The organism is Filimonas effusa, from assembly GCF_004118675.1.
In the GTDB taxonomy this organism is placed as follows: Bacteria; Bacteroidota; Bacteroidia; order Chitinophagales; family Chitinophagaceae; genus Filimonas; species Filimonas effusa.
The window spans coordinates 2,904,759-2,918,004 of record NZ_SDHZ01000001.1 but is presented as its reverse complement, the minus strand read 5'-3'; the positions used below and the strand labels follow the sequence as shown (position 1 = coordinate 2,918,004).

The following is a 13,246-nucleotide window of genomic DNA, read 5'->3' as shown; positions in this document are numbered from 1 at the left end:
ACAAGTTATCCGGGTGTTGCTCTTACATCCGGGGAATTGTTCTTATGCGTTTTGATTGTTACACCAGGTCCAAATACATGGTGACAGGCATGAGTGCGAAAGCCAGGGGCACTATGACAGAGAAGCCATAACCGAGTGTTTTCAGCAATGTCACATATCTTTTATTATGTACGCCGAGGGTACGGAATGCGCTTTGGAATCCATGCGCCAGGTGATATGCCAGGGAGATACAGCCCAGTACATATAAGATGACCACCCAGAGTTCTTCGAAGGTAGCTTTCATGAGGCTGTAGAGGTCGTGCATTTCAACGCCGCCATAATTTGCTTCGGCGAGGCCGGTGAAGCGTGAGGGGATCCAGAAATGGATCAGGTGAACTACCAGGAACATGAGGATGATGGTGCCGAGAAGGCCCATGCTGCGGCTATACCATTTGCTGCCGCGGTTGCCGTAGCTAACAGCGTAGCCCTGGCTTCTTTTGGACCTGTTGTTAAATTCCAGGACGAGGCCCTGGATAATGTGTAAGAGTAAGAAAACAAATAAGCCAACTTCCAGAACGCGGGGAACAATAGTTGCTCCCATGAAGTGGGCTGCTTTATTGAACATTTCTCCGCCATCTCCTGCCCATATGCAGGCATTGAGGCCAGCGTGTACCACCAAGAATAAAATCAGGAAAATTCCGCTTAGGCCCATCGTTAATTTCTGGCCTATTGAAGAAGTGAATACTTGTTTCCAGGTCATAAAAAGAGATAATTTGTGTAGAAATTCCGGGCAAAGGTAGGGGAAACCCGGTTTACGTTTTTTGGAAAAATTTATTTTTCAGGAACTTTTGATAGTTCCATAAAGTGAGGGTTAGTTTCCGTTCCGCGATCGTCGTTGCCACTCATCGAAAAAATGCATTTTCAACTTCATACATACTTTACATTTGGGTATGCGTAAACTGCCTGGCATATTATGGAATAGCTTCCGCATGGCATTACAGGAGCTAAAGGTAAACAAACTGCGAACTTTTTTGTCGCTTTTTGGAATTACTATCGGGATATTTTGCATCATTAGTGTACTGGCGACAGTAGGAAGCCTGGAGAATAAGATCCAGGACGATGTACAGTCGCTTGGGTCGAATTCCATTTACATTGATAAGTGGGAGTATCTGAATGACAGCAATTACCCGTGGTGGAAGTTTGTGAACCGCCCGGTTCCGAAGTACAATGAAGTGGCTTTTATAAAGGCGAAGTCGACTTTAGCGGAATACACTTCTTATGTGAATTCTATTACGACGAAGGTGTTGTATAACGACAATGAGCTTTCGAATACGCCTATTTATGGGGTATCGGAGGATTTCAATAAGATACAGAAGATAGAGATTGCGTATGGCCGTTATATGACGGATGCGGAATTTTTGCGTGGCACACCTTCTATCGTCATTGGTTTTGAGAATGCGGAGTTATTATTTGGCGAGGCTGCGCGTGCGGTAGGCAAAGAGATCTCTGTTGATAAGAAGAAGCTGCGTATTGCCGGTGTTATTGCCAAACAGGGGCAGAGTTTAGGTGGGAGCCCGTATGATTATGACCATTGCCTGATCTATTCTTACCGTTTGTTTGCTTCGTGTTATAATGCGAATGCGACCTATCTCGATCCTTATATCATAGTGAAGGCCAAGTCTGACGTGCCTTCTACGGCTTTATCGGACGAGCTGCGCGGTGTGATGCGTCAGCTCCGGAAGTTAAAGCCGAAGGAGGAGGATAATTTTGCGCTGAATGATATCAATATGTTCAGTGAGCAGGTAAGCGGTTTTTTTGGTACTGTTAACATCGGTGGCTGGGCTATTGCGGGTTTGAGTTTGATAGTAGGTGCTTTTGGTGTTGCGAATATCATGTTTGTAACGGTGCGGGAGCGGACGAGCCAGATAGGTTTGAAAAAAGCGGTGGGTGCCAAGAGCAATATCATTCTTACAGAATTTCTCCTGGAAAGCGCTTTCCTGTGTATCCTGGGTGGTGTATTCGGGTTATTACTGGTATGGGTGCTTACGATAATTGCAAGTGCTATCTTTCCTTTTGCGATAACCATAGCGCCTGGCATTGTGGTGCTGGCGTTTACCATTTGTATTGTGCTGGGCGTGCTTGCGGGGATCATTCCTGCTTCTATAGCGGCGCGGATGAACCCTGTAGAGGCGATAAGGTCGAAATAAAATGGAACAGTCGGATAAATAACGGAATTTTGCCCTCCGAATAGCAAATAAGAAAAGGCGGCGAGTATGGGAAAAGCATTAGCGCAGTTAGGCAAGTTTACCGTGATGTTGCGGAAGAGCTGGAGTAAGCCGGAGAATATGGCGTTGTACTGGCGGGCATTTATCGATCAATGTGTGGATATAGGGCTTCGTTCTTTCTGGATCATCATAGCGGTATCTTTTTTTCTGGGTATGGTGGTAACCATGCAAACGGCTTATATGCTAACGGTGCCTGCAATTCCAAAGTCGGTGATAGGGATGGTGGCGCGTGATTCGGTTATCCTGGAGCTGGGGCCAACCGGTATTGCTGCTGTCATGGCTACTGTAGTGGGTTTCAGGATAGCTTCTGAGCTTGGTTATATGCGTATGAGCGAGCAGATAGATGCGCAGGAAGTCATGGGTATCAATACTTATGCTTACCTGGTGTTACCGAAGATACTGGCGAGTGTGCTGGTTATGCCTTGCTTAACCGTTATAGGCTGTTTTGTTGGATTACTGGCCGGTGGTTTTGCGGGTGAATCGATGAAGCTGGTTGCTTTTTCTGATTATTTATTCGGGTTAACTGATCGTTTCAAGCCTAATACGGTATCTATTGCTATTGTGAAGTCGTATGTTTTTGCATTTATTATTCCCAGTGTATCGGCTTATGTAGGGTATCATGTTGTTGGTGATTCGCTGGCGGTGGGCAAGGCGGCTACGCGGGCGGTTACTTATACTTGTGTGGCTATATTGATGGCGGATTATATTGTTACTTCTCTTATGCTGTAGTTCCGTTTTATTATTGTCCGTGGCACCGTGTTCCTGTGTCTGTTGGCGTTGTACTATGCGCCATCTGCATCTATTCCATATTTTTGCATCGTGGAAAAGCAAATTTGTATCCTGGCGATCGAGTCGTCGTGTGATGAAACCAGTGCGTCTGTTTGTATTAACGGCGAGATCTTATCGAATCATATAGCTGGCCAGACCGTACACGAGCGTTATGGCGGTGTGGTGCCTGAGCTGGCAAGTCGTGCTCATATGCAGAACATTGTGCCTGTAGTGCATACGGCATTGGCTACGGCCAAGTGCAGTATGCAGGATATAGACGCGGTGGCGTTTACGCAGGCGCCGGGTTTGATAGGCAGTTTACTGGTAGGGGCGCAGTTTGCGAAGTCGATGGCGCTGGCATTGGATAAGCCGTTGATAGCGGTGCATCATATGCAGGCGCATGTGCTGGCGAACCTGATACCTGAGGAGCGTCCTGAATTTCCTTTTCTATGTTTAACGGTAAGTGGCGGGCATACCCAGATAGTGGTGGCGCATAGTCCGCTTAGGCTGGAGGTGATAGGGGAAACCATCGATGATGCTGCCGGCGAGGCTTTTGATAAAACTGCGAAGCTGCTGGGATTGCCATATCCCGGTGGTCCTTTGGTTGATAAGTATGCGAAGGAGGGGAACCCGGAGAAGTTCAAGTTTGCGGAGCCGCAGATCCCGGAGCTGAATTTTTCCTTCAGCGGTCTCAAGACCTCCGTATTATACTTTCTGCAGGCGCAGACGAAAGAGCATCCCGATTTTATAAAGGAGAACCTGGTAGATCTATGTGCTTCGGTTCAGCATACGATCATCAGGATCTTATTGAAGAAGGTTAAAAAGGCGGTACAGCAAACGGGGATACGGCAGATATGTATTGCAGGGGGGGTGAGTGCGAACAGTGGTTTGCGGGCCCAGCTCCAGGAAGCGGGCCGTAAACATGGATGGAAGACCTTTATCCCTCCTTTTCAATATTGTACCGATAATGCCGGGATGATTGCGATTACTGCGTATTATAAATACCTGGCAGGTCAGTTTGCGGATATGGAGGTGAGTCCTTCGGCGAGGAGTGAGTGGTAGGGAGGGGGTGAGATGGCGGGTAAGCGGCTTTAGTGCGGCTTATGCGCGGCTATATAAAGCGTACTTTTTCGTAGATGGCGTGGATTGGCACTGCAATTGCTTTTATATCGAAAAAAATAACTGTATGAATAAGTATGCCAGGGTTTTGACTGTTGCCTGTATGATTTTAGGAGTAGCTGTTTTTGCGGCCTGTTCTTCGAGTAAAGGTAATGCGGGTGCGAGCCGCAGCGCTTATACGGGGAACTGGACGCTCAATAATATTAGTTTTGACGGGATTTCGTCGAGTACCAAATTCAAGGCTACTGTTTTTGACGATGTGGCGTATTCCTGTCTTCAAGGCAGTTCGTGGAGTTTGCCTAATAATGGCCAGGGCAGTTATACTGTCAATTCTTCCGGTTCGGAGTGTGCGCCAGGGTTAAGGCAGATCTACTGGTCGTTGCAAAAGGATGGTTCTCAGCAGTATTTTCAGTTTAAAAGGCTGGATGGCGATGTAAAGGCTAAAAATGTGACCACGGGTTACCGTATGGAGGTTACCAGCATTGGTGATAACAGCATGCAACTTCGTTCTCCTATCAATTTTGAAGGCAGGACCATCTATATCATATATGATTTCAGCCGTTAATAATCACCGGGGCGGCTGGGGCTTTTCACTTTTATTGTCCTACTTTTGCGCCTTGAAAATAAGGAGCAACGCATGATCAGTGTTAAAAATGTTACCCTGGCTTATGGAAAGCGGGTGTTGTTTGACGAAGTAAATATCAACTTCCTGAAAGGCAACTGCTATGGTGTTATTGGTGCGAATGGGGCAGGGAAATCAACTTTTCTTAAGATATTAAGTGGTGAAATTGAGCCTAATAAGGGCACAGTTGAGATCACCAAAGGGGAACGGATGTCGTTCCTGAAGCAGAACCAGTTTGAGTTCGATGAACACACTGTTCTGAATACCGTGCTCATGGGCCACAAAAAGATGTGGGATGTCATGCATGAGAAGGATGCCATTTACATGAAAGAGGATTTCTCTGAAGAAGATGGGATCCGTGCGGGGGAGCTGGAAGCCGAATTTGGTGAAATGGGTGGTTATACTGCCGAAAGTGATGCCGGAACGCTGCTGGGCAGCCTGGGGATCACGGACGATATGCATTATAGCCTGATGAAGGATATTCCTTCGAATATGAAAGTGAGGGTATTGCTTGCCCAGGCTTTATTCGGTAATCCTGATATCCTGCTGCTGGATGAACCTACCAACGGCCTGGATATTGAAACCATCGGCTGGCTGGAGAACTTCCTGGCCGACTACGAGAATGTAGTGCTGGTGGTGAGTCACGACCGTCACTTTCTTGACCAGGTGTGTACGCATGTGGCGGATGTAGACAGGAGCAAGATCAAGGTGTTCACCGGTAACTACAGCTTCTGGTATGAATCATCGCAGCTGGCTGCGCGTCAGGCTTCTGATAAGAATAAGAAAACAGAAGAGAAACGTCAGGCTCTGATGGACTTCATTGCGCGATTCAGTGCGAACGCTTCGAAAAGCAAGCAGGCGACTTCGCGGAAGAAGGCGCTGGAAAAGCTTACGATCGAGGAGATCGAGCCATCGAACCGTCGTTATCCCGGTATTATTTTCCAACCGCAGCGTGAGGTGGGTAACCAGATCCTGAATATCGAGAACCTGAGTAAATCGGTTGATGGCGGGGTGCTTTTTGAAAAGGCTACTTTCAGCGTCAACAAGAATGATAAAATTGCTTTCCTGAGCAAGAACCCGCTTGCAGTAACCAGCTTTTTCGAGATCATCAATGGTAATGCAGAAGCGAGTGGCGGCAAGTTTGAATGGGGCACCACTATTACCAAGGCTTATCTGCCTTTGGAGAACAGTGAATTCTTCCAGGAGGGACTTACGTTACTGGAGTGGTTGCGTCAATATGTACCACCTACGGTTACAGATGCCGATGAGCCTTTCCTGAGAGGTTTCCTTGGTAAGATGCTGTTCAGCGGCGATGATATTGCCAAGAAAACAAATGTATTGAGCGGTGGGGAAAAAGTACGTTGTATGGTAAGCCGTATGATGCTGCAAAGTCCTAACCTGATTGTACTTGACCAGCCTACCAACCACCTTGACCTGGAGAGCATCCAGAGCTTCAACGAAGGTTGTAATGCATTTCCCGGTGTAGTGCTGCTTACTTCTCATGACCATACTTTCGTTCAAACGGTAGCTAACCGTATCATCGAGTTAACTCCCAAGGGTATCATCGACCGCCTGATGACTTTCGATGAATACATGGAAGATGCAAGGGTGAAGGAGTTGAGAGCGGAGATGTATCATTAGAATATAAATGTCTAGAAGTTACGGTGCAGTTATTTTGATAGCTGCACCGTACATTTGACTAAAACTATTTGTTTGAAGCTGCCAGAAGTTGCCATTGTCATCCTAAACTATAACGGAAAGAAGTTTCTCGAAAAATTCCTTCCGGCAGTATTGGCTTCCACTTATGCCAATAAGCGTGTTGTTGTAGCTGACAATGCTTCTACAGATGACTCCCTTATTTTTTTAAAGTCGTTTTATCCGCAGGTAGAGCTGATCGTTCATAAAGAGAACTATGGTTTTGCGGGCGGTTATAACAAGGCATTACAGCAGGTTTATTCCGATTATTATGTATTGCTGAATTCCGATGTGGAGGTAACGCCGGGCTGGATAGAGCCTGTGGTCGCTTTCATGGAAACGGATGTGCGTATTGGTGTTTGTCAGCCTAAGCTGCTTGATTATAACCGGAGGGAGCATTTTGAATATGCCGGTGCGGCTGGCGGGTGGCTGGACTGTCTGGGGTATCCTTTTGCGCGCGGCCGTGTGTTTGAGGTGCTGGAAAAGGATGAAGCGCTGTATACCGATACGGTGCCTGTGTTCTGGGCGTCGGGAGCGGCCATGTTCATTAAATCGGCTGTGTATCATGAGGTGAATGGTATGGATGAATATTTCTTTGCGCACCAGGAGGAGATCGATCTTTGCTGGCGGGTACAGTTGGCAGGGTATCGTATTTATTGTTGTCCTGATGCGGTTGTATATCATGTTGGCGGCGGTACGTTACCCAGGGGGCATAGAAAGACGTATCTGAATTTCAGAAATAACCTGGTGATGTTACTGAAGAACCTGCCGTTTGCCGAGCAGTGCTGGAAGGTTCCTTTACGGATACTGATGGATATTGTATTTGCTTTAAAATGTATGGGAGGCGGGGACTTTAAAAGCGCGGCAGCCACGGTGCAGGCGCATTGGGGAGTGTTGCGGTGGAGTCTTGGTATCGATAACGGGGAGGCGCCATCGGGGAATCGAAAGGCCATGCGAAAGCTGTCGGGAGTATGGCAAGGTTCTATTGTATGGGCCTATTTTATAAAGGGGCTTACAAGATTTACAGAAATTGTTAAGCGCTAAGTAGTTTTATTACATCTGCATCCTTATTTTTGCCGGGCAAACATCAGAATATGTCATACGAAGTAGAAAATAGCAAAGAAAGAGATATCAGGTACAACAGGGTGAGTTCATCCCGTTTTGTGTTCTATATTACTGCTGGTTGTATTCTGGCATTTGTGTTAGGCGGTTGTTTCCGTTTATACAAACAGCATTATAAGGGTAAGCCTGATGTTGAAGTGCCTGGTAACACCAAGTACACACCGGAGTACAAGTAAAATTTCCGGGAGCTGAAAAAAAGTTGAAAAAAAAGCTCCGGAAATTTTGAAATAATAAAAAGAATTCTATCTTTGCACTCCCAATCGATAAGCAACGATAACGAAAAGCGAAAAGATTGATTCTGAAGTTCTTATAAATTAAAATGCGGAAGTAGCTCATTTGGTAGAGCACGACCTTGCCAAGGTCGGGGTGGCCGGTTCGAGCCCGGTCTTCCGCTCTGAAAGCCTCGCAGTTTTGCGGGGCTTTTTTATTTCTGTTCTTTTCTCACCGTTGGTGACAGATGCTTTCTCTGTCGGGTTCATGTCTGAAATTTCTGCCTAATTTCCAGGAAGTTGTTGTTTCTTCTGCAGCTAGTGTGTTCATTGCCGATAAACAGGGTTGTTTCGCTTTATTATTTGCTTTTCCGGGCAGGAAGGGTGGCGGATGATATTTTTAGTCGTTTGCAACGTTGTTGGTCTTTAAGGCGTCTGTTTGCTTGAAATAGGAGTTGCTGATCATTGCTTTTTAACCAGGTGATTGTTAGCGATAGGCGATTGTTGCCTGGTAAGATACAGGCTGTGAAGGGGGCGGTAAGGGAGGGCTGGCGCTTAAATATGCATTAAAAGTCCGGCATGTCATCCGGTGCTGCAGACTAAAGCGTAAGTTGTTGAGTGTTATGGTATTCTGATAGATCTTAATGTCTAATTTTTAGAGGATCAATTTTTTAGGCGGACATATCTCTTTAAGTTCTTATAGCTGTTATGCGTGGAATTTCAAAATCTGGCGTCTTTCATCTGCCGTAAAATTGTTACCATTCATGTAATTTTATCGGCAAGCATCCAATTTTTATAGGCGAAATAAAGTTTGTTGCTATATTCGATTGAAATTTAGTTCATTCGTCAACCCATGAGCAATAAGAAACTAAGTGTGTTAATCCCTGTCTTTAACGAGGAGGGGAATATAGCTGCGATTGTGGATGCTATAAGGATAGTTTTTGAGCAGCTGCCGCCATATGATCACGAGATACTGTTTGTAAACGATGGCAGTATCGATGCAAGTCTGCAAGTCATTAAGCGGATGGCTGCAGTGAATCCACGTGTTAAATTCATTTCATTTTCCCGGAATTTCGGAAAGGATAATGCGTTGCTGGCGGGCTGCAGGTATGCTACCGGCGATGCGGTTATTACGATGGATGCGGATCTGCAGCATCCTCCTGAGCTGATCCCCGAGATGCTTGGTCTTTGGGAGTCGGGGAATGATGTGGTATATGCTTACCGTGCCGACCGGAATCGGCATGTAGGTAAGTTGAATCAACTGACGTCAAGGGCGTTTTACAAGCTTGTAAATGCGTTGTCTGATGTGAAGCTGGAAGATGGGATATCGGATTACAGGCTGCTGGATAAGAAGGTGGTGGTTACATTGAACCAGTTGCCCGAAGAGCGGCCTTTTTTCAGGGGGCTTGTAAAATGGGTTGGTTTTCAGCAGGTGGGTATTCCTTATACGCCTGCGGCCCGGGCTTCGGGTGAAACAAAATACAGCCAACGTGCTTTAGCGCGTCTTGCGCTTCAGGGGATCACCTCGTTCAGCGTAAAACCTTTGCAAATAGCTATTTACCTGGGGTTTGGTTTTTCTCTGATCCCTTTGTTATATATTCCTTACGTATTGTATAGTTTTTATCATCACCTCGCTATTTCTGGGTGGGCGTCGCTTATTATGACAGTGTTGTTCTTTGGTGGGTTGCAGCTGATGATACTTGGGATACTTGGCGTATATCTTGGCAAGTTGTTTACCCAGAGTAAACAGCGGCCTCAATTTATTGTACAGGAAACGAATGCCGGTTGTGAGGCTGCCGGGCAGGAGAGCAGTTATTCTTCTTTTAGTGAGTTAATGGTCGTTGGTGCATAAATGTAGAGGCAATGAGCAGGAGAGGTGCGATATTATTGAGTTTTGACGTGGAGGAGTTTGATCTGCCAATGGAATATGGGCAGGAGATCTCTACGGAAGCGCAATTGGAGACGGGTAAAAAGGGGTTGGATGCTATCATGCCTTTTCTTTCTAATCCTGCTGTTCCGGCTACTTTGTTTACCACTGCGTTTTTTGCTACGCATTTTCCCGGAGAAATGAAGGCATTGGCGGCAACGCATGAAATAGCTTCACACACGTTTCATCATTCTTCTTTTTGTAACAGCGATCTGCTGGCTTCCCGTATTGCACTGGAGGGTATTACCGGAACGGAGGTGAGGGGGCTCAGGATGCCGCGAATGCAGAAAGTTGATGTTGCCGAGGTATTAAAGGCGGGATACAGTTATGATTCTTCTATAAATCCTACTATTATACCGGGCAGGTATAATAACCGGCATTTGCCGAGGACGATATATGGTGAGCGGGGATTGTTGCGCATTCCTGCTTCAGTGTCGCCTGTATTGCGATTGCCGTTATTCTGGCTGGGATTTAAAAATTATCCTTATGCTTTGTTCCGGCAACTGGCCATTCAAACGTTGAAAAAGGATGGTTACCTGTGCCTGTATTTTCATCCCTGGGAATTTACCGATCTTCAGCGCTATCGTTTGCCTGCCTATATAAAGCGTTATAATGGCGACGCCCTGGTGAAAAGGCTTACCAGGCTTACAAAGGATCTGGCTCCTCATGGCCGGTTCATGACTACACAGCAATACCTGGAATCGCTTCCCATAAATAGCTCCACACGATAGTGCCGATAAGCATTTTTTCTATTTGGTACCGCTTGTTATATCCTATAAGTGTGTATGTGACACTTTTGTTAAAAAAGGAGAATAACAACCCTGGAAATATGTTTTGTTTGGCTACTCATGACAGTATATTGATCTTCGCCCATCGATAGACCGCTATCGTGGTATACGGTGCGGAAAATTGTATTCCGGTGCTATCTGCCATATTGGTTTATAGTTCGATTGCCGGGAAGCCGAAGAATGTATTGTTTCAAAATGCAGCAACATATGAAGAGGTTATTATTTATTGCTTTACTATTTGCTTTTACCGCTTTACAGGCGCAGCAGGCGCGAACCGTTTCCTTTGATGAGGGGTGGCTGTTCTATCGCGGTGCGCAGGAGGGGGCAGCGCAGACTGGCTTTAATGACAAGCAATGGCGGAAACTTGATGTGCCGCATGACTGGAGCATTGAAGACCTGCCGGGTACGCAATCACCATTTGATTCTACTGCTGAAGTAGGCGTGCATGGTGGTTTTACTGTGGGTGGTACAGGTTGGTATCGCAAACACTTTATTGTGCCGGCCAGCGCTAAAGGAAAGCGTGTGGTCATTCAGTTTGATGGTGTGTATATGAATGCCGATGTATGGATCAACGGTATTCACCTGGGATGCCAGCCTTATGGGTATACCAGCTTTACGCATGATCTTACGCCTTATGTTATAACTGGCAAGGAGAATGTAATTGCTGTAAGCGTCAGGAATGAAGGGCGTAACAGCCGCTGGTATTCCGGTTCCGGTATCTACCGTCATGTATGGTTGCTGGTGCTGCCTGAGGTGCATGTGGCGCAATGGGGTACGGTGATCACCACAGCCGAGGCCAATGCCCAGGCTGCAAAGCTGAATGCGGGTGTTACTGTAAAGAATGAAACAGCCAAGCCTGTAACGGTAACAACTGTTGTGCGTATTATGCGCAAGCAGGCATCCGGCAGCACAGAGGCGGGCAGGATGACTGCTACGCAAACCATTGCAGCAGGCGCCAGCGCCGGGTTTGCACAAACGATCACTGTTAAGCAGCCTGCTTTATGGTCTGTAGAGAATCCATCGTTATATACTGCTGTTACAGAGGTTTACCGCGACAAACAGCTGACCGATAAAACTGAAACGGTATTTGGTATTCGCAAGATCGTTATCGATGCCGTTAATGGTTTTCAGTTGAATGGTAAAGCCATTAAACTGAAAGGGGGTTGTGTGCATCACGATAATGGCCCATTGGGAGCAAAGGCATATGACCGTGCCGAAGAGCGCAGGGTGGCTTTGCTGAAGGCGAGTGGTTTTAATGCTATCCGTTGCAGTCATAATCCGCCGTCACCTGCTTTCCTGGATGCTTGTGACAGGCTGGGGATGCTGGTGATAGACGAGGCCTTTGACATGTGGAAGGATAAAAAGCACAAGCAGGATTATCATTTATATTTTGAAGAATGGTGGCAGCGTGATATTGAGGCGATGGTTTATCGCGATCGTAACCATCCTTCTGTTGTAATGTGGAGCATCGGCAATGAAATTCCCAACAGGGATAAGCCTGAAGTGGTGGCAGTGGCAAAAATGCTGGCCGATCATATCCGGAAGATAGAGCCTACGCGCCCGGTTACCTGTGGTGTCAATGGTATTGAAGAGAATAAGGATCCTTTTATAGCAACGCTGGATGTAGCGGGATATAACTATGCTTATGAAAAATATGGTCCCGATCATCAGCGTCTTCCCAACAGGGTAATGTATGGTTCCGAGTCTTTTGTTGCTGATGTGTATGAGAACTGGCGTGAGATCAACCGGTATCCCTGGGTGATCGGAGATTTTGTATGGACCAGTTTTGATCATATTGGCGAGGCCAGTATTGGCTGGCTGGGCTATCCGCAAAGGCAGTGGTTTTATCCCTGGAACCTGGCTTATGTAGGTGACATAGATATTTGTGGCTGGAAACGTCCGCAGTCGTATCACCGTGATGCGGTATGGAATAAAAACCAGTTATCGGTATTTGTAAAACCGCCTGTGCCTTCTTTTCCGCAAACGAATCCCAAGCCTGAGGTCTGGAGCCGCTGGAATGCGCCTGACCTGTTAGATTCGTGGACATGGCCTGGTGCAGAAGGAAAGCCACTGGAAATAACTGTTTATTCCTCCTGTGAAGAAGCTGAGCTATTCCTGAACGGTGTTTCTCTTGGCAAGAAAGCAAGCGATACGGCAAGTCATTATAAACTTAGCTGGGAGGTACCTTATGCAAAAGGGGAGTTAAGTGTAAAAGGTTATGCAGGTGGCAAGCAGGTTGCCTTCAGTTCGCTGAAGACGGCCGGAGAAGTGAAAAAGCTTAAGGTGATTGCAGACAGAAACGTTCTTAAGGCAGACGGCCAGGACCTGAGTTATATTGAAGTGGACCTGGTTGATGCGAATGGTGTTCGCCAGCCCCAGGCGGAGAACCTGGTGAAATTTGAGCTACAAGGGCCTGGTACTATTGTGGCTGTGGGCAATGCAAGACCTGAGAGTATAGAAAGCTACCAGTTGCCTCAGCGGCAGGCCTGGCGTGGCCGTTGTATGGTTATCGTTAAGACAGCGAAGAAAGCCGGCAAAATAACCCTTAATGCCCGTGTAGACGGTATTCCTGTGGGGAGCGTGGTATTGGAAGCAAAATAGGTTATGTATATGGCGTTGCAGCATGTAATGTTCTAAAATAACAAACAGCAGAACAAAACTCCCGGTTACCTGAGGTGACCGGGAGTTTTGCCTGTAATAAAGGCTGTGCTTTATTGGCTAATATGAAAAAA

At 46.6% G+C, this 13,246-nt stretch carries 11 protein-coding genes and 1 tRNA gene; 11 read left to right on the top strand and 1 reads right to left on the bottom strand.

Annotated features, from left to right (window positions below; genetic code table 11):
- Window positions 1-58: 58 nt before the first annotated feature.
- Window positions 59-739 carry a succinate dehydrogenase cytochrome b subunit gene (locus ESB13_RS11050; RefSeq protein ID WP_129003034.1) on the bottom strand — a complete coding sequence of 227 codons (681 nt, stop codon included), beginning with the start codon at window positions 737-739 and terminating at the stop codon, window positions 59-61.
- Window positions 740-929: 190 nt separating this feature from the next.
- Here ESB13_RS11050 and ESB13_RS11045 point away from each other — a divergent pair, with 190 nt between their 5' ends.
- The 11 genes from ESB13_RS11045 (at window position 930) to ESB13_RS10995 (ending at window position 13,115) form a co-directional block, all read left to right on the top strand.
- Entirely contained in the window at window positions 930-2,186 is a 1,257-nt protein-coding gene (locus tag ESB13_RS11045; protein WP_246022492.1) for an ABC transporter permease, read from the top strand.
- 66 nt (window positions 2,187-2,252) lie between these two features.
- Entirely contained in the window at window positions 2,253-2,993 is a 741-nt protein-coding gene (locus tag ESB13_RS11040; RefSeq protein ID WP_129003033.1) for an MlaE family ABC transporter permease, read from the top strand.
- Window positions 2,994-3,083: 90 nt separating this feature from the next.
- On the top strand, window positions 3,084-4,094 hold the full coding sequence (gene tsaD / locus ESB13_RS11035) for a tRNA (adenosine(37)-N6)-threonylcarbamoyltransferase complex transferase subunit TsaD (protein WP_181955292.1): 1,011 nt from the start codon (window positions 3,084-3,086) through the stop codon (window positions 4,092-4,094).
- Window positions 4,095-4,218: 124 nt separating this feature from the next.
- Window positions 4,219-4,716, top strand: coding sequence for a lipocalin family protein (locus tag ESB13_RS11030; protein WP_129003032.1), 498 nt, complete (start codon window positions 4,219-4,221; stop codon window positions 4,714-4,716).
- A gap of 72 nt (window positions 4,717-4,788) precedes the next feature.
- Window positions 4,789-6,414 carry an ABC-F family ATP-binding cassette domain-containing protein gene (locus ESB13_RS11025; RefSeq protein ID WP_129003031.1) on the top strand — a complete coding sequence of 542 codons (1,626 nt, stop codon included), beginning with the start codon at window positions 4,789-4,791 and terminating at the stop codon, window positions 6,412-6,414.
- 72 nt (window positions 6,415-6,486) lie between these two features.
- The gene (locus ESB13_RS11020) at window positions 6,487-7,512 is read left to right on the top strand and encodes a glycosyltransferase family 2 protein (RefSeq protein WP_129003030.1); all 1,026 of its coding nucleotides are present in this window, start codon (window positions 6,487-6,489) and stop codon (window positions 7,510-7,512) included.
- A gap of 50 nt (window positions 7,513-7,562) precedes the next feature.
- On the top strand, window positions 7,563-7,766 hold the full coding sequence (locus ESB13_RS11015) for a hypothetical protein (RefSeq protein WP_129003029.1): 204 nt from the start codon (window positions 7,563-7,565) through the stop codon (window positions 7,764-7,766).
- A gap of 145 nt (window positions 7,767-7,911) precedes the next feature.
- A tRNA-Gly gene (locus ESB13_RS11010) sits at window positions 7,912-7,984 on the top strand.
- A 668-nt stretch (window positions 7,985-8,652) separates the two neighbouring features.
- Entirely contained in the window at window positions 8,653-9,651 is a 999-nt protein-coding gene (locus ESB13_RS11005; RefSeq protein WP_129003028.1) for a glycosyltransferase family 2 protein, read from the top strand.
- Between the two features lie 11 nt (window positions 9,652-9,662).
- Entirely contained in the window at window positions 9,663-10,457 is a 795-nt protein-coding gene (locus ESB13_RS11000) for a DUF3473 domain-containing protein (RefSeq protein WP_129003027.1), read from the top strand.
- Window positions 10,458-10,721: 264 nt separating this feature from the next.
- Window positions 10,722-13,115: a glycoside hydrolase family 2 TIM barrel-domain containing protein gene (locus ESB13_RS10995; protein WP_129003026.1), complete on the top strand. Its 2,394-nt coding sequence runs from the start codon at window positions 10,722-10,724 to the stop codon at window positions 13,113-13,115.
- The last annotated feature ends 131 nt before the right edge of the window (window positions 13,116-13,246 follow it).

Coding starts and splice junctions, on each gene's coding strand:
- ESB13_RS11000 (WP_129003027.1), top strand. CDS start 9,663: ATGAGCAGGAGAGGTGCGATATTATTGAGTTTTGACGTGGAGGAGTTT.
- ESB13_RS11005 (WP_129003028.1), top strand. CDS start 8,653: ATGAGCAATAAGAAACTAAGTGTGTTAATCCCTGTCTTTAACGAGGAG.
- ESB13_RS11050 (WP_129003034.1), bottom strand. CDS start 739: ATGACCTGGAAACAAGTATTCACTTCTTCAATAGGCCAGAAATTAACG.
- ESB13_RS11025 (WP_129003031.1), top strand. CDS start 4,789: ATGATCAGTGTTAAAAATGTTACCCTGGCTTATGGAAAGCGGGTGTTG.
- ESB13_RS10995 (WP_129003026.1), top strand. CDS start 10,722: ATGAAGAGGTTATTATTTATTGCTTTACTATTTGCTTTTACCGCTTTA.
- ESB13_RS11015 (WP_129003029.1), top strand. CDS start 7,563: ATGTCATACGAAGTAGAAAATAGCAAAGAAAGAGATATCAGGTACAAC.
- ESB13_RS11040 (WP_129003033.1), top strand. CDS start 2,253: ATGGGAAAAGCATTAGCGCAGTTAGGCAAGTTTACCGTGATGTTGCGG.
- ESB13_RS11030 (WP_129003032.1), top strand. CDS start 4,219: ATGAATAAGTATGCCAGGGTTTTGACTGTTGCCTGTATGATTTTAGGA.
- ESB13_RS11045 (WP_246022492.1), top strand. CDS start 930: ATGCGTAAACTGCCTGGCATATTATGGAATAGCTTCCGCATGGCATTA.